The sequence below is a fragment of the Dokdonia sp. LLG6352-1 genome (assembly GCF_045055815.1).
Lineage (GTDB): Bacteria > Bacteroidota > Bacteroidia > Flavobacteriales > Flavobacteriaceae > Dokdonia > Dokdonia donghaensis.
Genome location: NZ_CP159329.1, coordinates 3,104,387 through 3,127,399 on the forward strand (window position 1 = coordinate 3,104,387; position 23,013 = coordinate 3,127,399).

18 protein-coding genes are annotated in these 23,013 nt (G+C 38.6%); 3 read left to right on the top strand and 15 right to left on the bottom strand.

Going from position 1 to position 23,013, the window contains the following annotated elements; all coding sequences use genetic code 11:
• Positions 1-71 precede the first annotated feature (71 nt).
• Positions 72-395 carry a YbaB/EbfC family nucleoid-associated protein gene (locus ABVM49_RS13775; RefSeq protein WP_035328382.1) on the top strand — a complete coding sequence of 108 codons (324 nt, stop codon included), beginning with the start codon at positions 72-74 and terminating at the stop codon, positions 393-395.
• Between the two features lie 151 nt (positions 396-546).
• Here ABVM49_RS13775 and ABVM49_RS13780 read toward each other — a convergent pair whose 3' ends face one another.
• The 9 genes from ABVM49_RS13780 to ABVM49_RS13820 all read right to left on the bottom strand — a co-directional run bounded on the left by ABVM49_RS13780 (position 547) and on the right by ABVM49_RS13820 (position 11,443).
• Positions 547-1,653, bottom strand: a complete 1,107-nt coding sequence (locus ABVM49_RS13780) for an OmpA family protein (RefSeq protein WP_038600509.1) — start codon at positions 1,651-1,653, stop codon at positions 547-549.
• Between the two features lie 204 nt (positions 1,654-1,857).
• Positions 1,858-2,877, bottom strand: a complete 1,020-nt coding sequence (locus ABVM49_RS13785) for a threonine aldolase family protein (protein ID WP_405202426.1) — start codon at positions 2,875-2,877, stop codon at positions 1,858-1,860.
• Positions 2,878-2,948: 71 nt separating this feature from the next.
• Positions 2,949-5,342: a zinc-dependent metalloprotease gene (locus ABVM49_RS13790; protein WP_405202427.1), complete on the bottom strand. Its 2,394-nt coding sequence runs from the start codon at positions 5,340-5,342 to the stop codon at positions 2,949-2,951.
• Positions 5,343-5,627: 285 nt separating this feature from the next.
• Positions 5,628-6,176, bottom strand: coding sequence for a DUF4252 domain-containing protein (locus ABVM49_RS13795; protein ID WP_038600500.1), 549 nt, complete (start codon positions 6,174-6,176; stop codon positions 5,628-5,630).
• A 1-nt stretch (position 6,177) separates the two neighbouring features.
• Complete coding sequence (locus tag ABVM49_RS13800; RefSeq protein ID WP_298354115.1) at positions 6,178-6,714, bottom strand: DUF4252 domain-containing protein; 537 nt, start codon at positions 6,712-6,714, stop codon at positions 6,178-6,180.
• A gap of 19 nt (positions 6,715-6,733) precedes the next feature.
• Complete coding sequence (locus ABVM49_RS13805; protein WP_035328364.1) at positions 6,734-7,171, bottom strand: hypothetical protein; 438 nt, start codon at positions 7,169-7,171, stop codon at positions 6,734-6,736.
• The gene (locus tag ABVM49_RS13810) at positions 7,158-7,667 is read right to left on the bottom strand and encodes an RNA polymerase sigma factor (protein ID WP_035328361.1); all 510 of its coding nucleotides are present in this window, start codon (positions 7,665-7,667) and stop codon (positions 7,158-7,160) included. The genes ABVM49_RS13805 and ABVM49_RS13810 overlap by 14 nt, the downstream gene beginning before the upstream one ends.
• Before the next feature lie 169 nt (positions 7,668-7,836).
• A complete protein-coding gene (yidC, locus tag ABVM49_RS13815; protein WP_405202428.1) occupies positions 7,837-9,723 on the bottom strand; it encodes a membrane protein insertase YidC in 1,887 nt (628 codons plus the stop codon).
• Positions 9,724-9,808: 85 nt separating this feature from the next.
• Positions 9,809-11,443: a CTP synthase gene (locus tag ABVM49_RS13820; RefSeq protein WP_405202429.1), complete on the bottom strand. Its 1,635-nt coding sequence runs from the start codon at positions 11,441-11,443 to the stop codon at positions 9,809-9,811.
• Positions 11,444-11,869: 426 nt separating this feature from the next.
• Here ABVM49_RS13820 and ABVM49_RS13825 point away from each other — a divergent pair, with 426 nt between their 5' ends.
• Positions 11,870-12,925 (top strand): T9SS type A sorting domain-containing protein, encoded by a 1,056-nt coding sequence (locus tag ABVM49_RS13825; RefSeq protein ID WP_405202430.1) that lies wholly within the window; start codon positions 11,870-11,872, stop codon positions 12,923-12,925.
• A gap of 107 nt (positions 12,926-13,032) precedes the next feature.
• Here ABVM49_RS13825 and guaB read toward each other — a convergent pair whose 3' ends face one another.
• A complete protein-coding gene (guaB, locus tag ABVM49_RS13830) occupies positions 13,033-14,505 on the bottom strand; it encodes an IMP dehydrogenase (protein ID WP_038600485.1) in 1,473 nt (490 codons plus the stop codon).
• Positions 14,506-14,834: 329 nt separating this feature from the next.
• Between guaB and ABVM49_RS13835 the strand changes: the two genes are divergently transcribed.
• The gene (locus tag ABVM49_RS13835; RefSeq protein ID WP_038600477.1) at positions 14,835-15,080 is read left to right on the top strand and encodes a hypothetical protein; all 246 of its coding nucleotides are present in this window, start codon (positions 14,835-14,837) and stop codon (positions 15,078-15,080) included.
• Between the two features lie 89 nt (positions 15,081-15,169).
• Here the strand turns inward: ABVM49_RS13835 and ABVM49_RS13840 are convergent, their stop codons facing one another.
• From ABVM49_RS13840 to ABVM49_RS13860, 5 genes are all read right to left on the bottom strand, one after another.
• Entirely contained in the window at positions 15,170-17,608 is a 2,439-nt protein-coding gene (locus ABVM49_RS13840; protein ID WP_405202431.1) for a TonB-dependent receptor domain-containing protein, read from the bottom strand.
• Positions 17,589-18,968, bottom strand: coding sequence for an HTTM domain-containing protein (locus ABVM49_RS13845; RefSeq protein ID WP_405202433.1), 1,380 nt, complete (start codon positions 18,966-18,968; stop codon positions 17,589-17,591). The genes ABVM49_RS13840 and ABVM49_RS13845 overlap by 20 nt, the downstream gene beginning before the upstream one ends.
• A 7-nt stretch (positions 18,969-18,975) precedes the next feature.
• Positions 18,976-20,097, bottom strand: coding sequence for an imelysin family protein (locus ABVM49_RS13850; protein ID WP_405202435.1), 1,122 nt, complete (start codon positions 20,095-20,097; stop codon positions 18,976-18,978).
• A gap of 69 nt (positions 20,098-20,166) precedes the next feature.
• Positions 20,167-21,381 carry a DUF4856 domain-containing protein gene (locus ABVM49_RS13855; protein ID WP_405202437.1) on the bottom strand — a complete coding sequence of 405 codons (1,215 nt, stop codon included), beginning with the start codon at positions 21,379-21,381 and terminating at the stop codon, positions 20,167-20,169.
• A gap of 259 nt (positions 21,382-21,640) precedes the next feature.
• Complete coding sequence (locus ABVM49_RS13860) at positions 21,641-22,918, bottom strand: DEAD/DEAH box helicase (RefSeq protein ID WP_405202438.1); 1,278 nt, start codon at positions 22,916-22,918, stop codon at positions 21,641-21,643.
• Between the last annotated feature and the right edge of the window lie 95 nt (positions 22,919-23,013).

Below are 23,013 nucleotides of genomic sequence, written 5' to 3' on the forward strand. Positions count from 1 at the left end.
TTGTGTTGTATGAAATAGGTCATCAATGCTTTTAATAACTTTGTACTCACTAATGATTAAAAACAATACATATGTTTGGAGATATGATGGGCTTAATGGGTAAACTACAAGAAGCCAAAGCAAAAGCCGAAGAAACTAAAGAAAGACTTAAAACAGTTTTAATAGACGAAGCATCGTCAGACCAATTACTTAAAACGACTGTGACAGCAAGTGGCCGTATAAAAGAGATTAGCCTTGATGAAGCTTTACTTGAAGATAAAGAACAACTAGAAGACTATCTTGTATTAACCCTTAATAAAGCGCTTGAGAAGGCACAAGATATACACGATACAGAAATGGCTGCCGTTGCTAAGGAAGGTATGCCTAACATACCAGGAATGGATATGTTTAAATAACACAACATATATACTGTATTAAAAAAGGCAACCACTTTATGTGGTTGCCTTTTTTTGTTCTAATCACTTATTAAAATATGAAGCAAAAAAAAGCGCCTTCATAATGAAGGCGCTTTACTATATAACTGATTAGCTAGTGCTAATTTAAGTCTTAGTTATTGATAAGACGGAATTCAGTACGACGGTTTGCAGCGTGCTGACGCTCAGTACAAGAAACACCATCTGCACAACGGTTTTTAAGCTTACGCTCACCAAATCCGTTTGCTACAAGAAGACTGTTGTTTACTCCCTTAGAGATAAGGTAGTTTGCTACAGACTGTGCACGACGCTCAGAAAGATCTTGGTTAGAAGAAGCAGCTCCTCTAGAATCTGTGTGAGAAGCGATCTCTAATTTTACACCTGGGTTTTCAGCAAGTAATGGCATTAATCTAGTATCGATAATGTTTTTTGCAGCAGGAGTTAAAGTTGCAGAGTTAGTATTCCAGTTGATAGGAAGTGCTTGGTACTCAACAAGAGCACACTCAACTTCTCTCCAAGTAGTAAGACCACCTTTTTGCTTAAGAACTTCTTTAGATACAGTGTCAAAAGTTGCAGCAACTACCTCTTCAGTAGTAGTAGCATCTTTTACAAGAACAGTTTTAGTGATAGTTGCAAACTCAGCAGGAACTTCTTCCTCAACTACTCTTGCAGGCTGATCAACAACTCTCTTAGTGTAAGTTCCGTTTGCAGAACCTCCTGGAGTAGACTGTACTGTTGCATCTGAAGCAAGTACACGCTTAGATACTGTAGTATACTCAGCTGGGTACCCTTTGTAACACCAGTAACGACAATCGTCTGGGTTAGAAGAAGCACAATCAGGAGCTGGAGCACCTAATTCCCACTGCGCATAAGCAGATTTTACTTCGATAGTCTCAGTATCGTTAGAAAAAGAAGCAGGAACTACTCTTAAAGAAGACCCAGAAGTACTCTTTACATAAGTTACTGTTTCAGTTTTGTAAGTAGCTGGTATTACTCTAAGACGCTTAGAAGCCTCTTTTACCATTACACGCTCAGTTACTGTATCGTATTGAGCAGGTACAACTTTAAGTACTTTGTAAGCTGGTGTTTTTTGGATCTGTACACTCTGAGTCTCATAGATGTCTGGAGTTGTACAACGTACGTAACATTTACCTGGTTCTGGATTAGTAGGTAAATCTTGTGCTTGAACATTTGCAAATGCAAATCCTACTAGGGCACATAAAAATAAAATTTTCTTCATAATAATTGATAGTTAAAAGATTAAAGTGTTGGAATTCAATTTAAAAGTACAAAAATAACCGCTTTCCCTTATAAAGACGTTAACTTTTTTTTAAGAAAGTTCAAAAGGGATTAAGTACGTATTTAGACCGACCAACAACACAAAAAAATCGAATCTTTAAGCAAAGATGTATTTTACTCAAATAATTTAAATCTAATAACAGCCTCAAAATCTGTCTAAAACGTCTAAAACACGTGCGTGAGCAGTTTTACCGTAATCATAATGAGTCACTATTCTTAATTTACCTTGTCCCATATCACTTATAGCTATTTGATTTTCAAAAAGATAGTTAGTAAAAGAAGCCCCATCTATAGTATCCTTAAGGTTAAATATTATAATATTTGTTTCAGTAGACTCAACAGATTTAATGTAAGCTTGATCTTTTAATAATATTGCTATTTCTTGAGCTCTCTGGTGATCTTCTGCCATTCTATCTACGTGGTGGTCTAACGCATACAGGCCAGCAGCGGCCATATACCCTACCTGGCGCATACCACCACCTAAAACTTTACGCACACGCATTGCCTTATCCATAAATTGTCGTTTTCCTATAAGAACAGAGCCCATAGGAGCTCCAAGGCCTTTTGAAAGACATACAGATATAGTGTCAAATAGTTCTCCATAACTAGACGGCTCCTCTCCTTTTGCCACAAGGGCATTCCATAATCGTGCACCATCTAGGTGTAAACCTAAGCCGTGTTTATTACATACCTCTTTAATTTTCTTTATCTCTTCTATATCATAACAAGCTCCTCCACCTTTATTTGTGGTGTTCTCTAGGCATACCAATGTAGTGAGCGGACTATGATAAAAATCCGGCGGATTTATAGCTGCCTCTACTTGAGATGCAGTTATCATACCCCTATTACCATTTATAAGTTTGCACGACACACCACTATTAAAGGATACTCCTCCTCCTTCATAATTATAAACGTGAGCATAAGCATCTGCTATAAGTTGCTCCCCTGGCTGTGTGTGTAACTTAATGGCTGCTTGATTTGCCATACTACCGGTAGGAAAGTATAGAGCGCTATCCATCTTAAACATTTTTGCCAGGCGACTTTCTAACTCGTTTACTGTAGGGTCCTCCTTGTAAACATCATCACCCACTTGTGCTTGCATCATAAAATCGAGCATAGCCGGAGTAGGTTTTGTGAGTGTATCTGAGCGTAAATCTATTTTCATTAATTCTAGTGTATGATATAATTATAATATGTGGTGGTGAGTTTTAAGTTTACGCTTTCGCGAAAGCGTATTTACATACATCCTATAGGTGATCCATCTGGAATTTTTGGAGATGGTAACACCTTAAACTTTTCGGGTGCTTTTAAGAATGTCTCAATTTCATCTACCATAAATACTGCATTTGCATCTGTAGTTTGACTAGCGAGTTTTGCTCTCACCTGTTTAAGCTGTGCTCTCGTAAAAGCTTTAGTCTGTGGTATAGACTTACTATGCGCCGAAAGATTCATAAGATGTTTAAGCACATTGTAATTTATAGTTTGTTGTACTCCTGCTTTATAAGAATCTTGCTCGTTACTGAATATGGTGCTATTTACAAGCGTAGAGAGCATTCCGTCAAGTCCCATTTGAGACGGGTCTAATGCTTCTTGCTGCACAAGTCTGTTTGCTCTTTCTGGATGAAGAAGCAGTGACAACGTCATATCACTTGCTGTTGCTGCAGCACCTAAAGCATCAAAGCCTACACCATCGTTACTTTTAAAACTTTCACGTGATCTCCCATACCCTTGTGCTCGAGGAGGGAATAATGCCAACTTGTCTTTAGGTATAGCCAGCTCTGTAGCTGTCAAGGTTTTTAAAACGCTACTAAGCGCTGCTCTTTGCTCTCCAGCGTCAAGAATCTTTGTTATGCTAAGATTACTATCACCTTTTACGGCATAATTATACTCGAGACCTCCTATCATTTTTACCGCTGCCTCAGTTTGATATCTGTGGTAAAAATATAGTGGCACAAATACATCTTCAAGCACAGAGTAAGGCTCATTGCTACGTATATTATCTACAGAGAAGTTTGCGATAGCTCCTTTTCTTAAAGCAAGCATTTTATCTAACTCTTGGTAAGCACTAGCCCCATTATCCCATAGGTGCGCCTTAGCGTGAGCTCCCCCTTGTGGTCTTGCATCACTATCTGTTATATAACGTAAGCCGCTTTGCTCTGCTTTAGTTAAGATAGAATTGAGATAGTCTTTTTCTGAAACTCCCTTAGGAGCCACTCCGTAGTTATACTGTACAGTAACTTTATCCCACTCTCCTATACCAGTTGCATAGGCATTAGAAAAATCTACTTCACTTCCGTCCCAGGTGAGTGTAGGGTGCGGGTAGTCCATAACGCTGGCTCTGCCATTTGAACTAGCCGCAAAGTTGTGTGCAAACCCAATGGTATGACCTACCTCGTGAGCGCTTAATTGTCTTATTCTTGCGAGCGCCATCTCTAGCATAGGCTCATAATTATCATCACGTTCTGCAAAAGGTTTATTCATCAACGCTTGAGCGATTAAAAAATCTTGACGTATTCTTAAACTCCCAAGGCTTACGTGACCTTTTATGATCTCCCCAGTACGTGGGTCACGCACGCTTGCTCCATAACTCCACCCCCTAGTACTTCGGTGTACCCATTGTATTACATTATAACGCACATCCATAGGGTCTGCATCCTTAGGCAACATTTTTACCTGAAATGCATCCTTAAATCCTGCCGACTCATATGCTTGATTCCACCAGCTTGCTCCCTCAAGTAATGCAGATCTCACTGGCTCTGGAGTACCAGGATCTAGGTAATAGATAATAGGCTCTAACGCTTCACTCATAGCTGCATTAGGATTTTTCTTCTCCAGTCTATGACGGTTTGCATAGCGCTTTACTATAGGCTCTTGTACCGGTGTTGCATAATCTAGGTATGTAGTTGCGTTTACTCCAGCTCGAGGATCAAAAGGACGAGGGACGTACTTATTATCTGGCAACTTTACAAATGAGTAGTGCTGTACCACAGTAAGTGCCTTTGCATCTGGAGCAACAGAGCGTATGTTTCTTCCCGTTGGGCTGCCTTTAAAAGTGAGTAGCGCTTCAAACTCTGTGTTTTCCGGAAAAGCCTTTGTGCGCTCCATATACATAGCGCTTCTTGTTTTGTCTAATTTATAAGTACCTTCCTTACCACGTTTTAATCTCGCAGCTACACCGTGTGTGTCTTCTAGTAAAAACGGTGTGAAGTCTATGAGGTACTTTCCTCCTTTTTGCTCTTTTATAGGAAAGCCAAAGAGCACAGATTTTGCAAAGGCTTCTTCTATAGATTTGCGTTCTAGCTCATTTGTAGTATTTGCTCTGTAGCGCATATTAGGCTGTACGAGCATTATTTTATTACCTACTTTCTGAAATTTTACTACTGCATTACCCCCTAGTTGTCCTCTATCTAGACCTATGTCGTTGCTTCCTAAGCCTGTGCGCAGTGAGTGTACGTATAAGAATTCTTCATCTAGCTTATCTACCTCTACATATATCTTATCATCACTCTCATCATAATGCAGTGTGAAAAATCCTTTTGAGGTTACTAGATCTTTTTTTGAATCTAAAAACTGTGCAAAGGTGCTGGTTGCGACTAATAAACAAATGGCGAGAATGCTGTATTTTTTCATATCGTAAAATTAGGTTGTCTAAGATACACGTTTAGATGAAAATATACTTGCCAATTATAGGGTACTAAGGGAGTACTCTATAAATCTCATAGCTAGCCCCGATTGTAGTGTAAATCCCGCAGGGCTGGCTGTGCCATCCCGAGGAATTGCAACGTAAAGCGGGATACTGCTCTTGTAAATACACCTGCTGTATATGCTCCAAAAAAAAGAGGTACCCTTGCGGGTACCTCTATATATGGAAAGCCTATCGCCAAATAGGGCTTATGCGTTCAACATTTTTTGACTTTATTTATTATCAAAAACTTCCATAATGCTTCCAAATTGTGATACATCTATATCACTCTTTTCTAGAGACTCTGCCATACGCATCATATCTCCTATGTTCATATCATTACCTAGTAAGCGAGCAAGCATAAAGCCTTTATTATCATCTGCACCAAAGAAGATCACCTCATCTATAGCATCTTCTTCTCCTTTAAAATAGAGACGCATTTGCCCCATATCTCCGCTGGCTTTCATAAGCTCCTCATAATCATCTGAGGTAAGGATGTCTTTTACCTTGTCTCGCTCTACTTGCATTGCTGCCGTGTCACCAGACTTAGTCTGGTATGCCATAAGGTTTATTTTACGCACGGTTTTAAAAACCTCTTGCTGCTCTTCACTTAACGCCTCTACATTTTTACCTAGTAAACTAGTAGGTACGTCTACAAGAATAAAGTCACCGTTTTCTTGATTATCTACATAATACTCTTGCAACGATTGTTTATTACTACAACTTGCAAGTGTGAGCAACACTGCAAAGGCTGCTACTACTGTTTTTATTGTGTTATACATATTATGACTTTTTTGCGTTTTGAACTTCCTTAAGAGCTTCACTCCCTTTAAAATCTAGATCTTGAGCTAGCTTAGATATTTGCTTTAAATCTATGTTTCCAGTTACCTGAAAGAATACAGCGCGTTGCTCACCTTCCATATTTCCGTTTAAAAACATTACAAACTCTTTTACATAGTCTTCACTACTTCCTTCTTTATAGTAAAATTTTACATTCTTACCATCATCTTTTGCTCTCATTAGTTCTTGTAAACCGCTGCTTGCTATGTAGCCTTTCATAGAGGCGTTCATCTGGTCCATTATACCTGCATTTGCACTGGTATACATCTTTACGTTTTCTAGGTTATCTACTAGGTTTATGTACTGCTGCATCTCTGGATCTGATGAGTTAAGGTCTACTTTACTGAGTAGCTTAAACATCTTCTGGTTCATTACTATAGAGCTTACTCCTTTAAGGTCTTCGTACTTATCAAAAGGGCTCTGGGCGTTACTTGCTAGGGTTACTAAGGCAAGAGCTGCTATCATTATTAACTTTTTCATCTTCTTTGTTTTTTGATTTTTATTTAAATAAGGTGCTAGAGGCTTTGTCAAATTCTTCTACCACATCTAGCTGTGTGGTGCTACTGTTAATCATTTGAGACATCATACCAAGGGCTTGCTTGGTTTTTAAGATGGCTACTTCTTCATTTTCATAATTTGTAGAGATACGATTATCTACTTGAGTACCTTGTGTCCAGATTACTAGTCCTACTATTACCGCTGCTGCTGCACTTGCCATAAATCTATATCTAGGCTTATGCTGCTTAGGTAATACAATAGGTCTATCATAAGTCTCTTCACTTGCCACGGCAAATGCTGTAAACATACTTTCATACTCTTTAAGATGTGGCGCCACGTTATCACCAGTAAAGTAGTCACGTAGTTGTGCTTCTTGCTGGAGCGTAGTACTTCCTTCAAAGTAATCTTCTAGTAGTTTCTCTATATTATGAGATTCCATAATTTCGTTTTTTAATCAATTCTTCTCTTAGTTTTTTGCGGGCTCTAGAGAGTGCTACTCGCACAGCGGTCTCATTCATCTGGAGTGCCACGGCAATCTCTGCATTATCCATTTGCTCTACATCTCTCATTTGTACAATAAGTCGTTGTTGCTCTGGTAGGTCTTCCATAAGTTTAAACACCCACGCGACCTCATCTGCAACCTCAATATGCTTGCTTGTATTACCTGAGTGATCTTCATAATTGTTATGAACGATTTTAAGATTATTGCTTCCCTTAGCTTTAAGCTTATCGTAGCAATAATTTTTTGTCATCGTCATCGCAAATGCTTCAACACTTCGATATTCTTTTATTTTAGACCTCTTTGTCCATAGTCGCAGTAGTACTTCCTGCGTAGCATCTTGCGCCTCATCTTGTGATACGAGCAATCGCTTTGCAACGCGATATATCTTATCTTTAAAAGGATTTACAAGCTTTATGAACGAGTGTTGGTCCATCGATTAATTGGTTAGTTATTAGGAAGACGATACATCATAGGTTTTGTTACAGCGGTTGTTACATATTCTTTTTACGCTTTCGCGAAAGCGCTCTCATACCCCATAAAACTTAAAAAACTCCTACCTGAAGAGGTAGGAGTTTTTAATATGATACTTATAAAGAAGCAGCTTACTTTCTATTTTTCTGCTGTTGCTCTGCTTGCTCCATCATTTGTTGCATTTTCTTTGCAAACTTACCTTGCTTCTTAGGCTTAGCTTTTTTCACTTCTATCTTTGCTCTAATCTTCTCTTCGTCGATAATCACATTTTTAATAACTAAGATAATACCTATTGTAAGTAAGTTAGAAATAAAGTAATATAAACTCAGACCACTTGCATACTGGTTAAAGAAAACAAGCATAAGCAATGGTGAGAAGTACATCATATACTTCATCATCTTACTCATATCTGGCATACCTTCTTGAGTAGGCTGTTGCATTTGCTGGTTACCTGTAGTTAATCTCATAGAGAAGAAAATAGTAACTGCAGCTAGTATAGGAAATAAACTCACGTGATCACCATAAAAAGGAATCTCAAACGGAAGCTTTGCAATCTCATCATAGCTAGATAAATCATCTGCCCATAAGAAGCTTTTTCCTCTTAAATCAAACGCAGATGGGAAAAATGTAAATAGCGCATAAAACACTGGAATTTGTAATAACGCTGGTAAGCAACCTGCGGCAGGACTTGCCCCTGCTTTACTATACAGCGCCATAGTCTCCTGCTGCTTCTTCATTGCGTTATCTTTATACTTCTCTGAGATAGCAGCAATTTCTGGCTTAAGAATCTTCATCTTAGCCTGTGACGTGTACTGTTTATACTGTACAGGAGATAAAAATAATTTTATAACAATAGTCATTACTATAATAGCAATACCTGCTGGTAAGAATCCAGATAAGAACCCAAAGAAAGGAATAACGAGGTACTTATTTAAGAACCCAAATATCCCCCACCCTAATGGCATAGCCTCATCTAGTCCTTGATCATAAGACTTAAGGATTGTGTAATCTGTAGGGCCATAATACATCTGCATAGCGTAGTCTAGCTCTCCGTTTTTGGCTTCTAGTAAAACGTCAGATCCATATTGTTTTGTAAATATGGTTTCTTCATCTCTATCGTCTGCTTCTTTATAAAGATCTTTTGAGGTAAGTCTCGCTTCTTTAAATGGAGTTTCAGAAATAAGCATTGAGCTAAAGAAGTGCTGGCGGTAGTTCATCCATACAAGATCCTCTTCTATCTCATCATCATCTCCAGCTGGTGAGAGCTTATCTGTTTTATCTTCTTCGTACTTATAGGTAAGACGCGTGTATCTATTTTCATAAGACTGGCTACGTGCGTGACGCATCCCTTTAAAGTCCCACTGCATACGCATAGGGTTTGATGTGTTAAGCCTAGTAGAAAGTCCTTGCGAACGCATCCCAAAATCCATCATATAATCGCCTTCCTTAAGCTCATAACGGTACTCTAGGTACTCATTATTAGAAACTTTAAGCTTCATAGACAACACATCGTTATTACCATTTTTAGAAAGACTAGGCTCAAAAAACAAGTCTTTAGTATTAAGATTACGGTTATCAGACGTACTAAAACTTACATTAAAAGTACTGTTACCATCTTTAATAAGGTATACAGGTATCGAGTCATAAGTGCTATGCTGTAGCAACTTCACCTCTGTTATATACCCACCTTTATTGCTCACTTTAATTTCTAAAACATCGTTAGAAATGGTAGTGGTTGCTCCCTCCTTTGCAGATGGTAATGAGCCAGAATATGCAAATGCACCTAATCTGTTTTGTAATGCAATATTTGTAATAGAGTCTGATGCTATTGCGGGACCTGTTTGTGCAACCGGTAGGCTAGCCACATCTGTATCTTGTGATTCTACCTGCTCTGTTTGTGCTGCTTTCTCAGCTTCTAGCTCTTCGGCTGTAGGCTTATTAAAGTAGATGATCCATAAAAGGATACCTCCCATAAGGAGCATTCCAATAAGTGAATTTGTGTCAAAGTTCTTTTTCATTAATCCTGTTTAGGTGGGTGTTTTTTGATTACGCTTTCGCGAAAGCGTGATTTTCTCAAAGCAATTTACTCGCCAAAGGGTTTATTTATGCCATACTGGCACGCGTACTGTCTTGAGCATAACTAACGGCTGCTCTCACAAACGCTACAAATAGCGGATGCGGATTGCTTACCGTACTCTTATACTCTGGGTGATATTGCACGCCTACAAACCAAGGGTGATCTTCTATTTCTACAATCTCCACAAGACCTGTATCTGGGTTAGTACCTGTAATTTTCATACCGGCTTTGTCTAATCGCTCGCGATATGCGTCATTAAACTCATATCTATGGCGGTGTCTTTCCATAATAATCTCATCGCCATATACGTCTTTTACAATACTATCTGGCGCAAGTTTACAAGCCCAAGCCCCTAGACGCATTGTACCTCCCATATCTGTGATACTCTTTTGCTCTTCCATTATATCTATCACTGGGTGTGGAGTGTTTGGGTCCATCTCTGTTGAGTTTGCTTTTGTAAACTCGCAAACATTTCTTCCGTACTCAATAACTGCCATTTGCATACCAAGACATATTCCTAAAAACGGAATCTTATGCTCTCTTGCATATTGTACTGCCTTAATTTTACCTTCTATACCGCGCTCTCCAAAACCTGGCGCTACTAGCACACCGTCTAGGTTTGCAATTTTATTTTTAATCACCTCTGGAGTGATATGCTCACTATGTATGCTCTCTATATTTACCCTAACCTCATTTTCTGCACCAGCGTGTATAAATGCTTCAAGTATAGATTTATAAGAATCTTGAAGTTCTACATATTTACCTATAAGGCCTATCGTGACTTCAGATTTTGGGTTTTTATGCTTTGCTAGAAACTCATTCCATCTCGTAAGCTCTGGTTGTGTGGCGTCTGGCAGGTCTAATTTTTTAAGAGAGATTGCATCAAGGCCTTCTTCTAGCATCAAGTTTGGCACATCATATATAGTACTAGCATCTCTAGACTCTATAACAGCTTCTTGCTCTACGTTACAAAAACGTGCAAGTTTTGCCTTAAGATCATACCCTAGCTCGTGTTCTGTACGACATACAAGTATATCTGCCATAATACCGCTCTCCATAAGTGTTTTTACACTGTGCTGGGTAGGCTTAGTTTTAAGTTCTCCTGCTGCTGCAAGGTATGGTATAAGTGTAAGGTGTATAACTAGTGAGTTCTTTTTACCTAGCTCCCATTTGAGCTGGCGTATACTCTCTATATATGGTAATGACTCTATATCACCTACAGTTCCTCCTATCTCGGTAATTACGATATCATAATCTCCGCTCTTCCCTAAAATCTGGATGCGTTCCTTGATCTCATTTGTAATATGAGGTATTACTTGCACTGTTTTACCTAAAAACTCACCTCTACGCTCTTTATCTATTACACTTTGATAGATACGTCCCGTTGTAACATTATTAGCCTGTGAGGTAGGTGTATTAAGAAAACGCTCGTAATGTCCCAGATCAAGATCTGTCTCTGCACCATCATCTGTCACATAGCATTCTCCGTGCTCATAAGGATTAAGTGTACCAGGATCTATATTAATATAAGGATCTAGTTTTTGAATAGTGACTCTGTATCCTCGCGCTTGCAAAAGTTTTGCTAGTGATGCTGCGATAATACCTTTACCTAGTGAAGAGGATACTCCGCCCGTTACGAAGATGTATTTTGTAGATGCCATTTAAGGATTTTCTGAAGGTTCGTTTACGGGGTGTAAAAGTACGGGATTTTAAGGAGAGTACTGCTTAAAATCTCAATATTTATATAAGTACTAGTACTCATAACTATAGAACGGCACACGTAAAAATTGCTTCATTTTGATGATCGAACTTCCCTTTATCTGCCGTTTTCATTTTTTGCTCATTTTCAATACTTTAAAATAATACAAGTAAGAAAAACAGCTGTTTTTTCACTAAATCGTTGTATTGATAAAAAAATGAGATTATTAACTTGTAATATTCTGACTTTCAGTATTTTAATGTAAGTATATTCGGACTAAACAAACAGGCTAAACACCTATAAACTACTGTTTTAACCGATTAAATTTAACTACCCTCAAATCATACTTATTATTAACAACGCAATTGCGTAATAAACAACCTTTATTATGAAGAAACTTACAACATTATTATTTTCGATCCTTTTACTCCTAAATGGTCTACGAAGCTTTGCACAGGGGAGCAGCGCTATCTCTCAAAATTTACCTACACTTACTGGTTATCAAAATAACTCTGGTAAACAGATTTTACCTAACTCACCTAGCTCTACTGTGCTTATTGCAGCATCACCAGCACACGAAGTATGGCTTTTAGATGTAGAGGAAAAAATAGAGGAAATAGGGAGACATAATGTTGTCACATTTAACACAACTACAGGCACACCTACTCTTGAGGAATTACAAGGGTATGATGCGGTCTTCACCTTTACAGATAATGAGCCTAGTGATCCTATAGCTCTTGGTAATGTACTTGCTCAATATATAGAGAGCGGAGGCGCAGTAGTAGATGCCACATTTGGGGCAAGTATACCTATTATGGGCGACTGGTCTTCATATGAATTATATATGCAATGTGGCCAAGCCAGTGATGCCTATCTAGGTCTTGGAACCATACATCATCCAGAGAGCACTATTATGACAGATGTAAGTTTTATAGACGGTGGTATGGCATCTTTTCATAATGCGGAAGGATATATAGCAAACGGTGCTACAGTAATTGCGGAGTGGACAGATGGATCACCACTCATTATCACAAAAGACAATGTAGGACAAATGAACACAAGACGTGCTTACATAAATCTCTTTCCTCCATCTTCAGACTCTAGAACGGATTTTTGGGAAAGCAGCTCAGATGTGGGACAACTTATGTCTAACACTTTAGAGTGGGCAATAAATGCCGAGGCGCTTTCTACTAGCACTGCAGTACTAGATACCAGTATCAGTATTTACCCGAATCCAGCTCAGAGCTCAATAACCGTATCAAACCCTACGGATACAACTATCCTCAATGTTGAAATTATTAATATAGTGGGTAGTGTGGTAAAATCCTTTGATTTTACTAATGCAATTACTAGTCTTAATATTTCAGATTTACAGACAGGCGTATATTTCCTTAAACTTACTGGAGATAGAGCAAGCCAGTCACTACGATTCATTAAAAATTAATAAGTCCCCCAATTATTTAATGCCAAGAGCCGCCTCAAATTGAGGCGGCTCTTTTTTTATTTCACTATATGTAATTACGCTTTCGCGAAAGCGTAATCCTAAAATTTCTATCTACTATAGTTAGGAGCTTCCTTTGTGATAGTCACATCGTGTGGGTGACTCTCATTTATACCACTAGCAGTGATTTTTACAAATTGTCCGTTCTCTTTAAGAGCCTCGATACTACCAGCACCACAGTAACCCATACCAGCTCTAAGACCTCCTACAAACTGGTGGATACTCTCGTTAAGCTCACCTTTGTAAGGTACACGACCTACAATACCCTCTGGTACTAGTTTCTTAATGTCATCTTCTACATCTTGAAAGTAACGATCTTTTGAGCCTTGCTTCATAGCCTCTACAGATCCCATACCCCTATATGATTTGAACTTACGTCCTTCATAAATAATAGTCTCTCCTGGTGACTCTTTTGTACCTGCAAGTAAAGAACCTAGCATCACACAGTCTGCTCCTGCGGCAACTGCCTTAGGAATATCACCTGTATAACGTATACCTCCATCTGCAATTACTGGTACTCCTGTACCTTTTATAGCCGCTGCACACTCTAGCACGGCGCTAAACTGAGGAAAACCAACTCCCGCAACAACACGTGTTGTACAGATTGATCCTGGGCCTATACCTACTTTAACAGCATCTGCACCCGCTTCTACAAGGTATTTTGCTGCTGCTCCAGTAGCTATATTACCTACCACACAATCTAATTCTGGGTAAGATGCTTTTACAGATTTTAAGACCTCTACCACACCTTTAGTATGACCGTGAGCTGTATCTATAACAATAGCATCTACTCCAGCTTTTACAAGTGCTCCAGCACGCTCTACAGCATCACCAGTAACACCTATAGCAGCAGCTACACGTAGGCGCCCAAATTTATCTTTATTTGCGTTAGGCTTTAAAGTAAGTTTTGTGATATCTCTAAAAGTGATGAGCCCCACAAGTGTATTATCTCCTGTTACGACAGGTAGTTTTTCTATTTTATGATTTTGGAGTATCTCTTCTGCTTGTTGTAGAGAGGTTCCCTCTGCTGCAGTAACAAGATTTTCTGATGTCATCACCTCACTTACCGGACGGTCATTGTCTTTTTCAAAACGTAAGTCACGATTTGTAACAATACCTATCAATTTTCCATTATCATCTACAATAGGAATTCCTCCTATACTATGCTCGCGCATTGCAGCTTTTGCATCACTTACTAAAGATTTAAGAGGTAATGTCACAGGGTCTATAATCATCCCGCTCTCTGCACGCTTTACTTTACGCACCTTGATAGCCTGCTCATCTATAGTCATATTTTTGTGCAATACTCCTATACCGCCTTCTTGAGCAATAGCAATTGCCATACGACTCTCTGTAACCGTATCCATCGCCGCAGAGACAATAGGTACATTAAGCGTGATGTTGCGAGTAAATTTTGATTGTATGCTTACTTCTCTAGGTAATACTTCAGAAAAAGCAGGAACTAGAAGTACGTCGTCATAGGTGAGCCCTTCTCCTAGAATTTTATTTTCGTGTGCAGTCATAGCAATTATTGTTTTAAGAGGTGAGAGTGGAGATTTTTACGCTTTCGCGAAAGCGTACTACTATAAATCCACGCTAACAATTAATTGCGTGCAAAGATACGCTTAATTAATCAATATAACTCGCCCATCTACCAAACCTACATTTAAGACACTTAAAATGAGTGATTTAAACATAATGCCGCTAAGAAATTTTGAATCAATTTTACCGCAACTATCTCTTTATTCTTACTCAATCTAAATACAAACAAACTGATTAACAGTTATTTATAATTTTCAAACATTCTTTATTCATAACTTTAGGAAAGAATACGAACTTAAAAAAAGAAAAAATGGCTATTAAACTCGCACATAACTGTATAAACTGTGATCAACTTAAAGATGATAATTATTGTAACAAACACCAAGTACACGTAAACTCAGCATATACCTGTGACAGCTTTGAAATGAAGGCTGCTCTTAAGGATGACCGTAACTGTGTTACTTGCAAGCGTTATGAAGAAAGCGATTGTGCAAACCCAAAAACTGCTGCACCAGGTATGCTCTGTGCATCGTGGGCACCACAAGCACAAGCTTAGTAATTTACTTATTAATAAATAACAAAAGCCCTCTCATAACTTTATGAGAGGGCTTTTGTAGTATGTAGCATATCTCGTAAAAGACAGGCTTATAATTTAATCTGTAGTGTAGTATAAAATGTGAGAGGCTCTGCAGGTATAATACCAGGGCCGGGATACCCGGTTGCTCTTCTTGTAAAATATGACTCATCAAGTGCATTATTAAGTCCAGCCTCTAGCTTAAACTGCTTCCAAGAGTAAGCTGCCGAAACATCTAGCACTCCATATGAGGGAATACTCCCCTCTATACCACGCTGATTATCATTTACATCTTGTGGCGCATTTGTAGCATCTGTAAATTGCTCTGTGAGGTATGTATATTGAACACTTGCTGTAAGATTCTTATAACCAAAATTTAATCCTGTTTTTAAATTTACATCTGGTATAAACTCTACCTCATTACCCTCTACCCCTATCTCCTCAGAACTAAGATACTCTGAACTAGTAAGCGCGAGGTTTGTAAATAAATTAAGTTTAAACTCTTTATGACTTTCAAAAAAAGTATTGCGTAGGTTCCAGTCTGTAAAAACCTCAAGACCATAAATAAAAGCATCTCCTATATTACCTCGACGCCTTTTTATACTACCATCTGTATCTTCAAAAAGCACTTCTCCCAGACGGTCATCATAGCGCACCCCAAAGGCACTTACATCATAAGCAAACTTATTATCTATACGACCTCTTGCCCCTATATCTACCGTAAAGCCTTCTTCATCTTTAATATCTTCATCTACCACAAAAGATGGGTTTACCACTCGTATATCATTAAAAGTGACAGAACGATAGTTTTGACTAAAGTTACCATACAACTCAACAGCAGGAGATAGCTGGTATGTGGTACCAAGTCCCAATAATAAAAAGTCACGTTCAAAATCACGATTATCTGCCACGTCTTGATTTACAAGCACATTACCTGCTAGATCTAACACGATGTCTTTATAAGAACCAGCACTTGCTGTTTTTATATACTCAAATCTAAAGCCTGGTGTAACCGTAAATCTATCTGTAAGATTAAAAATATTTTCTCCAAAAACCGCTAGGTTCTTATTTGGAAAATCAAACTGCGCCTGTCGTTCATAATTAGGAAACTGCTCTGTTGCAAAACTAAAATCTGCATCGGCAGCTGTAGTTCCAGGTCCTTGCTGCTGGCTATTACTAGCATCATAGTACTTACTTCCTATCAAGAAGACCGCATCCTTATCACCTATACGATACCTACTAAGTAATCTTGCCTCTGCTCCCCAGTTTGTAAAATTATCTACAAGAAGTTCTCTAGGCTCTTCTACATCATCTGGCTGTGATACTCTATTAGTTCTAAAACCTACAGCGCTACGTTGTGCATCAAGTCCAAATACATTTAAACTAAAATCTGTTTTATCACTAAAAGCGTGATCAAGACGCAATGAGTACACCTTCCAGTCTACATCAAACCAGTTACGATCACGGTTACTAAAGTTAGGGTCTTCTATAAATTGAGCATCTGTAAGACCTCCAGCCTGTTTTGCTAAATAATTAAAAAGGGTAAGTTCTCCCGTAAGTGTAGTGCGCTCGCTTAAATCATATGCCACGTGTGCAAAATAATTACGACTATTAAACTGAGAGTTAGGTCTCCAGCCGTCACCTTCTTTGTAGTTAAAATATGTGTAGTAGTTCAATTTACCTACCGTACCACTTAGGCTATTAAAAGACGTAAGCAATCCATACGAGCCTGCGGTTTGCCTTGATATTAATTCAATCTTCTTGTCTTTTACGGGTTCTCTGAATTTAAAATTTATCAATCCGCCAAACTGTGTTCCGTACTGTAGAGATGCAGCACCACGCACTACTTGAATTTCTTTTAGCGCCTCTGCTGGTGGTGTATAGTAACTCTCTGGATACCCCAGCACATCTGCGCTTATATCATAATTATTCTGTCGTATATTAAAGTTTGCAGAGCGATTAGGGTCTAGACCGCGGCCACCTATATTAAGCTGCAACCCTGCATCGCCGTTCTCGTAGATATTAAGGCCTACTACCTGGCTATATATTTGTCTCGGGGCATTTGCAGCAAGGTTTGCCGTAAGTTGATCTACCAGCACTACTTCACTTTTTTTACCCGCATAAATTGCAGTTCCTTCTACTTTTTTAAGTGATCGTAAGGCAAAAATCTTTTCTCTTCGGCTTGTGAGTACTACCTCGCTTAGGGATTCACCTAGTGGTGTAAGTGTATAGTCTTTTACAGTTTCTCCTTCTATACGTATTTGTTGCTCTACAAGTTCATAGGCTAGTCCAAAAACGATGAGGTTATACGTGCCGTTTTCTATATTTTCAAAACGGTATTTTCCAGACGCATCTGTACTAGCTACTTGATTTGCTTCTCTTAAGTAAATCTCAACATCTTCTAGCGCCTTCCCATCTTGAGAAGAGATCGTACCGCTCAGGCTGCTCTGAGCAATGACAGTAGTTGCTATAAGTATAAAAATAAGTGTATTATAAACCTTTAATCTCATCTGTAAATGGGATAACCCACGTTTTGTGTTTAAAAGAATCTTCTATTTCTGCCAGATTTACCTCTGGATCTATATATGTTGTACTCAATCTCCCATTAAGAGCAACATATGACTCAACATATACTTGCACCTCTTGATGGCCTTGACTCTCAAAATGGTCGCGAAGATAGTGAGCATACTCGAGAATAAAGTCTGGCTGGAAACTCATTTGCTTTTCTTGCAACGGAGTCAAAAAATCTGTGTTATCTACATAAAATCGTCTGCCCGTCACACCGTCTACTATTTTAAACTGAGCATACCCAGATTTTTCCATAAGCATCACGCGCCAGGAGAAACGATAGCCTTCTTCGGTCCAGAATAACTCACCAGGATAAGCTAGATATCGCCACGGTAATAAAATCTGTATCACAAAGAATATGACAACAACAGCAACCGCATAATTTTTTGAAATAGCAGAACTAGCAACGTATTTCTTACTCGTTTTAAGAAGTGCTGTGGGGTATTTTAACGCTTTCGCGAAAGCGTAAATAATCTTTTTATGAAACGCTGCGTCAAAAAAGATGAGTGCGCTCACAATCATCACATAAGGAAACATCCCGATAGGAAACAACACGCGTGTAAGCACGTGAAATATTATTACCATTACAAAGGCATAAGGACGCGTCTTTTTATACAGCAAAAAGAAGGGAATAAACAAGTCATAACCCGCACCAAACCAGCTAAAGGCATACTGCACCCACTCCTCACCCATAAGATTGCCTATGAGGGGTATATCAAATTTAGACGGTAACCATATTTTAAGCGGCATCGCTTTAAAGAGCCAGTCACTATTAAGTTTTGCCAGACCGGCATACACATAAACAATACCCAAAAGCAGTTTTATACTATCAATAGTCCACGCTGGGATGAATTGTGGTGGGGTTGTGTTACGCTTTCGCGAAAGCGTAATCGCATCTACAGAAAAGTAAGCTCCAGCTGGAAGAAATATCATCAAGAAGCTTAACATACTGATGAAGTAGTAATGGTTAAGATACATTGTCTTATCCATAAGCTCTATGTAAGTAAAGCTTAAAAAGAAAACTATAATTGCCCAGCGGTACTTATAACCTACCATTACAAAGAGGCTACTTAATGCACAAATGGCAAAAAGTAAGTAGGTATAATCACCTAAGGGTCTCACCCACTCAAACCCGTAGAAAGTAAAGTGAAAACTAGGAGTGATGTAAAATTTTTCTATCCATCCATAACTCCAAAAGCGCGCAATACTCGCAAACATTAACACACCAAAAAACACACGAAAGACCGCTAGTGGTGCGGCCTCTCTTTGTGTATTTAAATATGTTGTTATGCGTGAACTCATCTAGTATCTAATCTCCGTCTGCATCTGCAAAGTCTATACTTATACTCATAGCGCTTACCATATCTACTTTGAGTAATGGCACAAGGCGTTGTACCTCATCATAAGCGTTTAAGAAATTTGTAGGAGGGTTTATGGCCAGCTCCTGCTCAAAGTTACCTAAAGCCGAAACTACGGTTCTTGAAACGTCAAATTGAGAGTTGATTATCTCGCTCAAATCTGCCCCATCTTTTATTGCATTAAGTTCATCTAAGTAACTCGCAAGGCTCTCGCCTTGTGCACTGCTGTTATATGCTTTACCATTAAAGAAATCTTGTGTAGCGTTAAGTCCTACTATAAAAAGATCTTTTGAGATACCTCCAGCATAAAGTGCTTCTATATTATTAGGCTCAACACTTCCTGAAAAAACGCCTCCGGGGATGCCCATTTTTCCTGCTCTTAAGTGCTTCTCAAAATAAAAGATATAATCATTTACAAAACGATCTGTAGATGCCGTTGCAGATGCACCGTCATTTGCAACAAAGGTATCTCTGTAATCTCCTTCCCACTCATTAAGTACTGTGGTCGCAAGAGTTTTCATATCTGCCGTTATATCTACAAGGTATTGCTTGTAAGCATCGCCATCTGTACCGTTATAAATTGCAAGTATAGCTGCGTCGTCTTCACCTATACCATATAGTAAGTAGTCTATTGCTGGAAAGCCTTTGGCTGCTCTGTTAGAAGAAAGATCTAAGTTATAAGATCCTGCTGTGATGTTATCTTCTATAGTAGCAACATTTGCCGGGTAGATATTTACATTAAGACGTAAGTTAACCGTCTCTGCAGGTCCTACTTCAAACATAGATACACGTTGCCAAATGGTATATGCATCTAGCCAAGCTGCTCTTACCGCGGTAAGGTCATTAGGCGTATCTGTAAATGAGGCTACTTGCGCTTCTAGCGTGTTAACTTTTGCGACAAAGTCTTGATAACCTGGTATTATAATATTATCTGCCCAGTTTGTGAGCATTGCACTACGATCAAAAGTTACTGGAGTTACAGTATCTGTATCATCTGTACTTACTGTGGTGTCATCTCCTCCACAGGCATAAATGAATAGCGAAATTGCTAATATTCCAAAAATTCTTTTCATAAGTAATTCTTTTTTTTACCACCAAAAGGGAGCCAATGGGCTCCCTTTGTAGTTACATACAAACTCAAATTAACTTCCTGCCTGCGTCACTGTAAAATCAAATTGTTCCGCAATAGCAGTAGATATAGCATCAAGGGTTTCTGGAGTTACATCCCATAAACCATTATCTGCCGTAAGCTGACTAATAAATGCATTTACCTCTTCTGTAGACAGGTAAGGTGCATCTGTATTAGGGTTACGTGTAAACTGTAAACTGTACACAAACCCAAAACCTTCTGATAGATCGTGAAAAGCAGCACCGTAGTCTCCTGCTTCTATAGCATTTTTACCTTGCTGTAAGTAGTATACAGCACGTATACCTACTACTTCAGATAATCTAGCTCTTAATATTTCTGCTTGCTCATCTCTAAGCTCATAATCTCCTGCTACAATTGCAGCACGACCTAGTTTAAAAGCATCAAATACTTCTTGAGCAATTCCTGCAAAATCTTCATCTCCTTCTACTCTACCTAAGTACTTATTAAGAAAGTTATCATCTGTTCCTGCTGTAGCATTTGCATTTGCCGCATCTGCAGCATTACCGTATAGGTAACCAAATGCTTCATCCCATTTGTGTTCCATATTAGTATAAGACTTCCCTTCTACTACAACACCGTTATCATTATCTTCTACATTAGTAGCTTCGTCAAGAACAGCCGTGCCTAAATAATTATTAAGCGCTTGATCTATCATAAGAGCTCCTATAAGTCCCTTTGCAACTATCTGGTTGTACTCAAAACCTTGAGCGTTTACATATCTTGTACTCTCTCCATCTGCAATCTGACCAGCTACACCAGCTTCTGCTACTGTATTTTGAGCTGGAAAAACTTCGTTTACTTGATCTGCAAGACGTGCTTCAAAAAATGCCTTTACTGTTGCAGATGCTGCAGTATTACCAGCATAATAATCTGCTGAGGCAGCAACCTTACTCTTTATACTTTTATCTGAAGCATTTAAATCTTCATTTTCAAAAGGGTTTTCTTCATTTGAAAACATATTAGATAGTGACGCTACAGTCGCATTGTCAAAATCGCTCATCTCGCTTACAAGCTCTTGAGCCATTTGTATTCTAGTAGTTTGACCAGAAAAGCTTACAGTACTTTCTCCATCTCTCTCAAAAGAGTATGTAGCCGGTGCGGTTACTTCTATATCTGTACCTCCATCAGTTATTACTGGATCATCATCTTCACAAGATGTAAATGCAATTGTCGTAAGTGCTAGGGCTATTGGTAAGTAGTTCTTCATTTTTATTTAGACTTATTATAAATAGTAAATTTGTTTACGACGGCAAAAATAAGAGAGAGTAATGGTCTACACAACTTTATTTAGAATAAATAAGAATAAGAAATTGTTAAGTATTTGTTTTTTCTACGCAAATAACACTCAAAGCATTTATTTTCAAACACTTGAGTACGGTTTCTCTTATTTTCAAATTTTATGAAATACTAAAAAAAAATCCCCTTAGAAAACTAAGGGGACTATAAAATCTAAGTTTTAAACTTAATTATCTTCTTCTAGATCTACCAGAACGACTGTTAGATTTATCATTCCTTTTCTCACCAGATGGTTTACTATTACGACTATTACGGCGTCCTTGCTGGTGACGCGCTTTATTTTCTGCTGCCTCCTTTTTAAGTTGCTCTAATGTATCTGTAGGTTGAAAACCTTCTAACACCTCGCTATGAAGTTTTTCTCCTAATAGTTTTTCAATACCACGTACATAAGCAACCTCATCTACCCCTACTAAAGATATAGCCTGACCGCTAGCTCCTGCTCTACCTGTGCGACCTATTCTATGTACATAATCTTCTGGCACATTAGGAAGCTCGTAGTTTATAACATAAGGTAGTAATGGAATATCAAGACCACGTGCAGCAATATCTGTTGCTACAAGCACTCTTATTTTACCACTTTTAAACCCTGCAAGTGCTTTTACTCTCGCATTTTGTGTTTTATTACCGTGTATAGCTGCAGACGTTATTCCTGCTTTATCTAGTTTTTGACTAAGACGGTTTGCACCGTGCTTTGTTCTTGTAAATACCAGTACCTGATCCCAGTTACCTTCATTAATAAACTTTATAAGCATTTCGGTCTTACGAGACTTATCTACTCTGTAGGTTTTCTGGTCTACTTTTTCGGCGGTTGTGTTTTCTGGTGTTGCTTCTACTAGCACCGGATTTGTAAGTATACTACTTGCAAGTTTCTTAATATCTTTATTAAAAGTAGCGCTAAAAAGCAGGTTCTGTCTATTTGCAGGTACTAGTCTTAATACTTTTTTAATATCGTGTATGAAACCCATATCAAGCATACGGTCTGCTTCATCAAGTACTAAAAACTCAATATCAGAAAGACTAAGTAGGCCTTGATTCTCAAGATCAAGTAGTCTCCCAGGTGTTGCCACAAGGATATCTACTCCTTGACGTATGGTACGTACTTGAGGATTTTGGTTTACTCCGCCAAAAATTACTGTAGATTTAATATCTACGAACTTACTATACTCGCGCACATTATCATAGATCTGAGCAGCTAGCTCTCTAGTTGGTGTAAGTACAAGCGCTCTTACTTTGCGCCTACCTTGTCGCGGGTTTGCGATAAGGTTGTGTAACATAGGTAGTGTAAAGCCTGCGGTTTTACCGGTACCTGTTTGAGCACTGGCAAGAACATCTTTACCTTCTAGTACTTTTGGAATTGCTTTTTGTTGAATAGGTGATGGCGTTGTATAGCCTTTCTCGCTCACAGCTTTGAGCAGGGCGTCAGATAGCCCCAAAGATTTAAATGACATAAATAGGTTTTCTGAAATGACCTATATGCAGCCACTTCTATATAATCGCGAAGGTAGAACTAAATAACGACTTGCTGTCTTAATATCTCTAGTAA

Excerpts from the sequence above, each read along its gene's own strand:
- ABVM49_RS13860 (WP_405202438.1), bottom strand. The coding sequence starts at position 22,918 with ATGTCATTTAAATCTTTGGGGCTATCTGACGCCCTGCTCAAAGCTGTG.
- ABVM49_RS13800 (WP_298354115.1), bottom strand. The coding sequence starts at position 6,714 with ATGAAAAAGTTAATAATGATAGCAGCTCTTGCCTTAGTAACCCTAGCA.
- ABVM49_RS13840 (WP_405202431.1), bottom strand. The coding sequence starts at position 17,608 with ATGAGATTAAAGGTTTATAATACACTTATTTTTATACTTATAGCAACT.
- ABVM49_RS13785 (WP_405202426.1), bottom strand. The coding sequence starts at position 2,877 with ATGAAAATAGATTTACGCTCAGATACACTCACAAAACCTACTCCGGCT.
- ABVM49_RS13850 (WP_405202435.1), bottom strand. The coding sequence starts at position 20,097 with ATGAAAAGAATTTTTGGAATATTAGCAATTTCGCTATTCATTTATGCC.
- ABVM49_RS13845 (WP_405202433.1), bottom strand. The coding sequence starts at position 18,968 with ATGAGTTCACGCATAACAACATATTTAAATACACAAAGAGAGGCCGCA.
- ABVM49_RS13805 (WP_035328364.1), bottom strand. The coding sequence starts at position 7,171 with ATGGAATCTCATAATATAGAGAAACTACTAGAAGATTACTTTGAAGGA.
- ABVM49_RS13855 (WP_405202437.1), bottom strand. The coding sequence starts at position 21,381 with ATGAAGAACTACTTACCAATAGCCCTAGCACTTACGACAATTGCATTT.
- yidC (WP_405202428.1), bottom strand. The coding sequence starts at position 9,723 with ATGAAAAAGAACTTTGACACAAATTCACTTATTGGAATGCTCCTTATG.
- guaB (WP_038600485.1), bottom strand. The coding sequence starts at position 14,505 with ATGACTGCACACGAAAATAAAATTCTAGGAGAAGGGCTCACCTATGAC.
- ABVM49_RS13835 (WP_038600477.1), top strand. The coding sequence starts at position 14,835 with ATGGCTATTAAACTCGCACATAACTGTATAAACTGTGATCAACTTAAA.
- ABVM49_RS13780 (WP_038600509.1), bottom strand. The coding sequence starts at position 1,653 with ATGAAGAAAATTTTATTTTTATGTGCCCTAGTAGGATTTGCATTTGCA.
- ABVM49_RS13825 (WP_405202430.1), top strand. The coding sequence starts at position 11,870 with ATGAAGAAACTTACAACATTATTATTTTCGATCCTTTTACTCCTAAAT.
- ABVM49_RS13790 (WP_405202427.1), bottom strand. The coding sequence starts at position 5,342 with ATGAAAAAATACAGCATTCTCGCCATTTGTTTATTAGTCGCAACCAGC.
- ABVM49_RS13810 (WP_035328361.1), bottom strand. The coding sequence starts at position 7,667 with ATGGACCAACACTCGTTCATAAAGCTTGTAAATCCTTTTAAAGATAAG.
- ABVM49_RS13795 (WP_038600500.1), bottom strand. The coding sequence starts at position 6,176 with ATGTATAACACAATAAAAACAGTAGTAGCAGCCTTTGCAGTGTTGCTC.
- ABVM49_RS13820 (WP_405202429.1), bottom strand. The coding sequence starts at position 11,443 with ATGGCATCTACAAAATACATCTTCGTAACGGGCGGAGTATCCTCTTCA.
- ABVM49_RS13775 (WP_035328382.1), top strand. The coding sequence starts at position 72 with ATGTTTGGAGATATGATGGGCTTAATGGGTAAACTACAAGAAGCCAAA.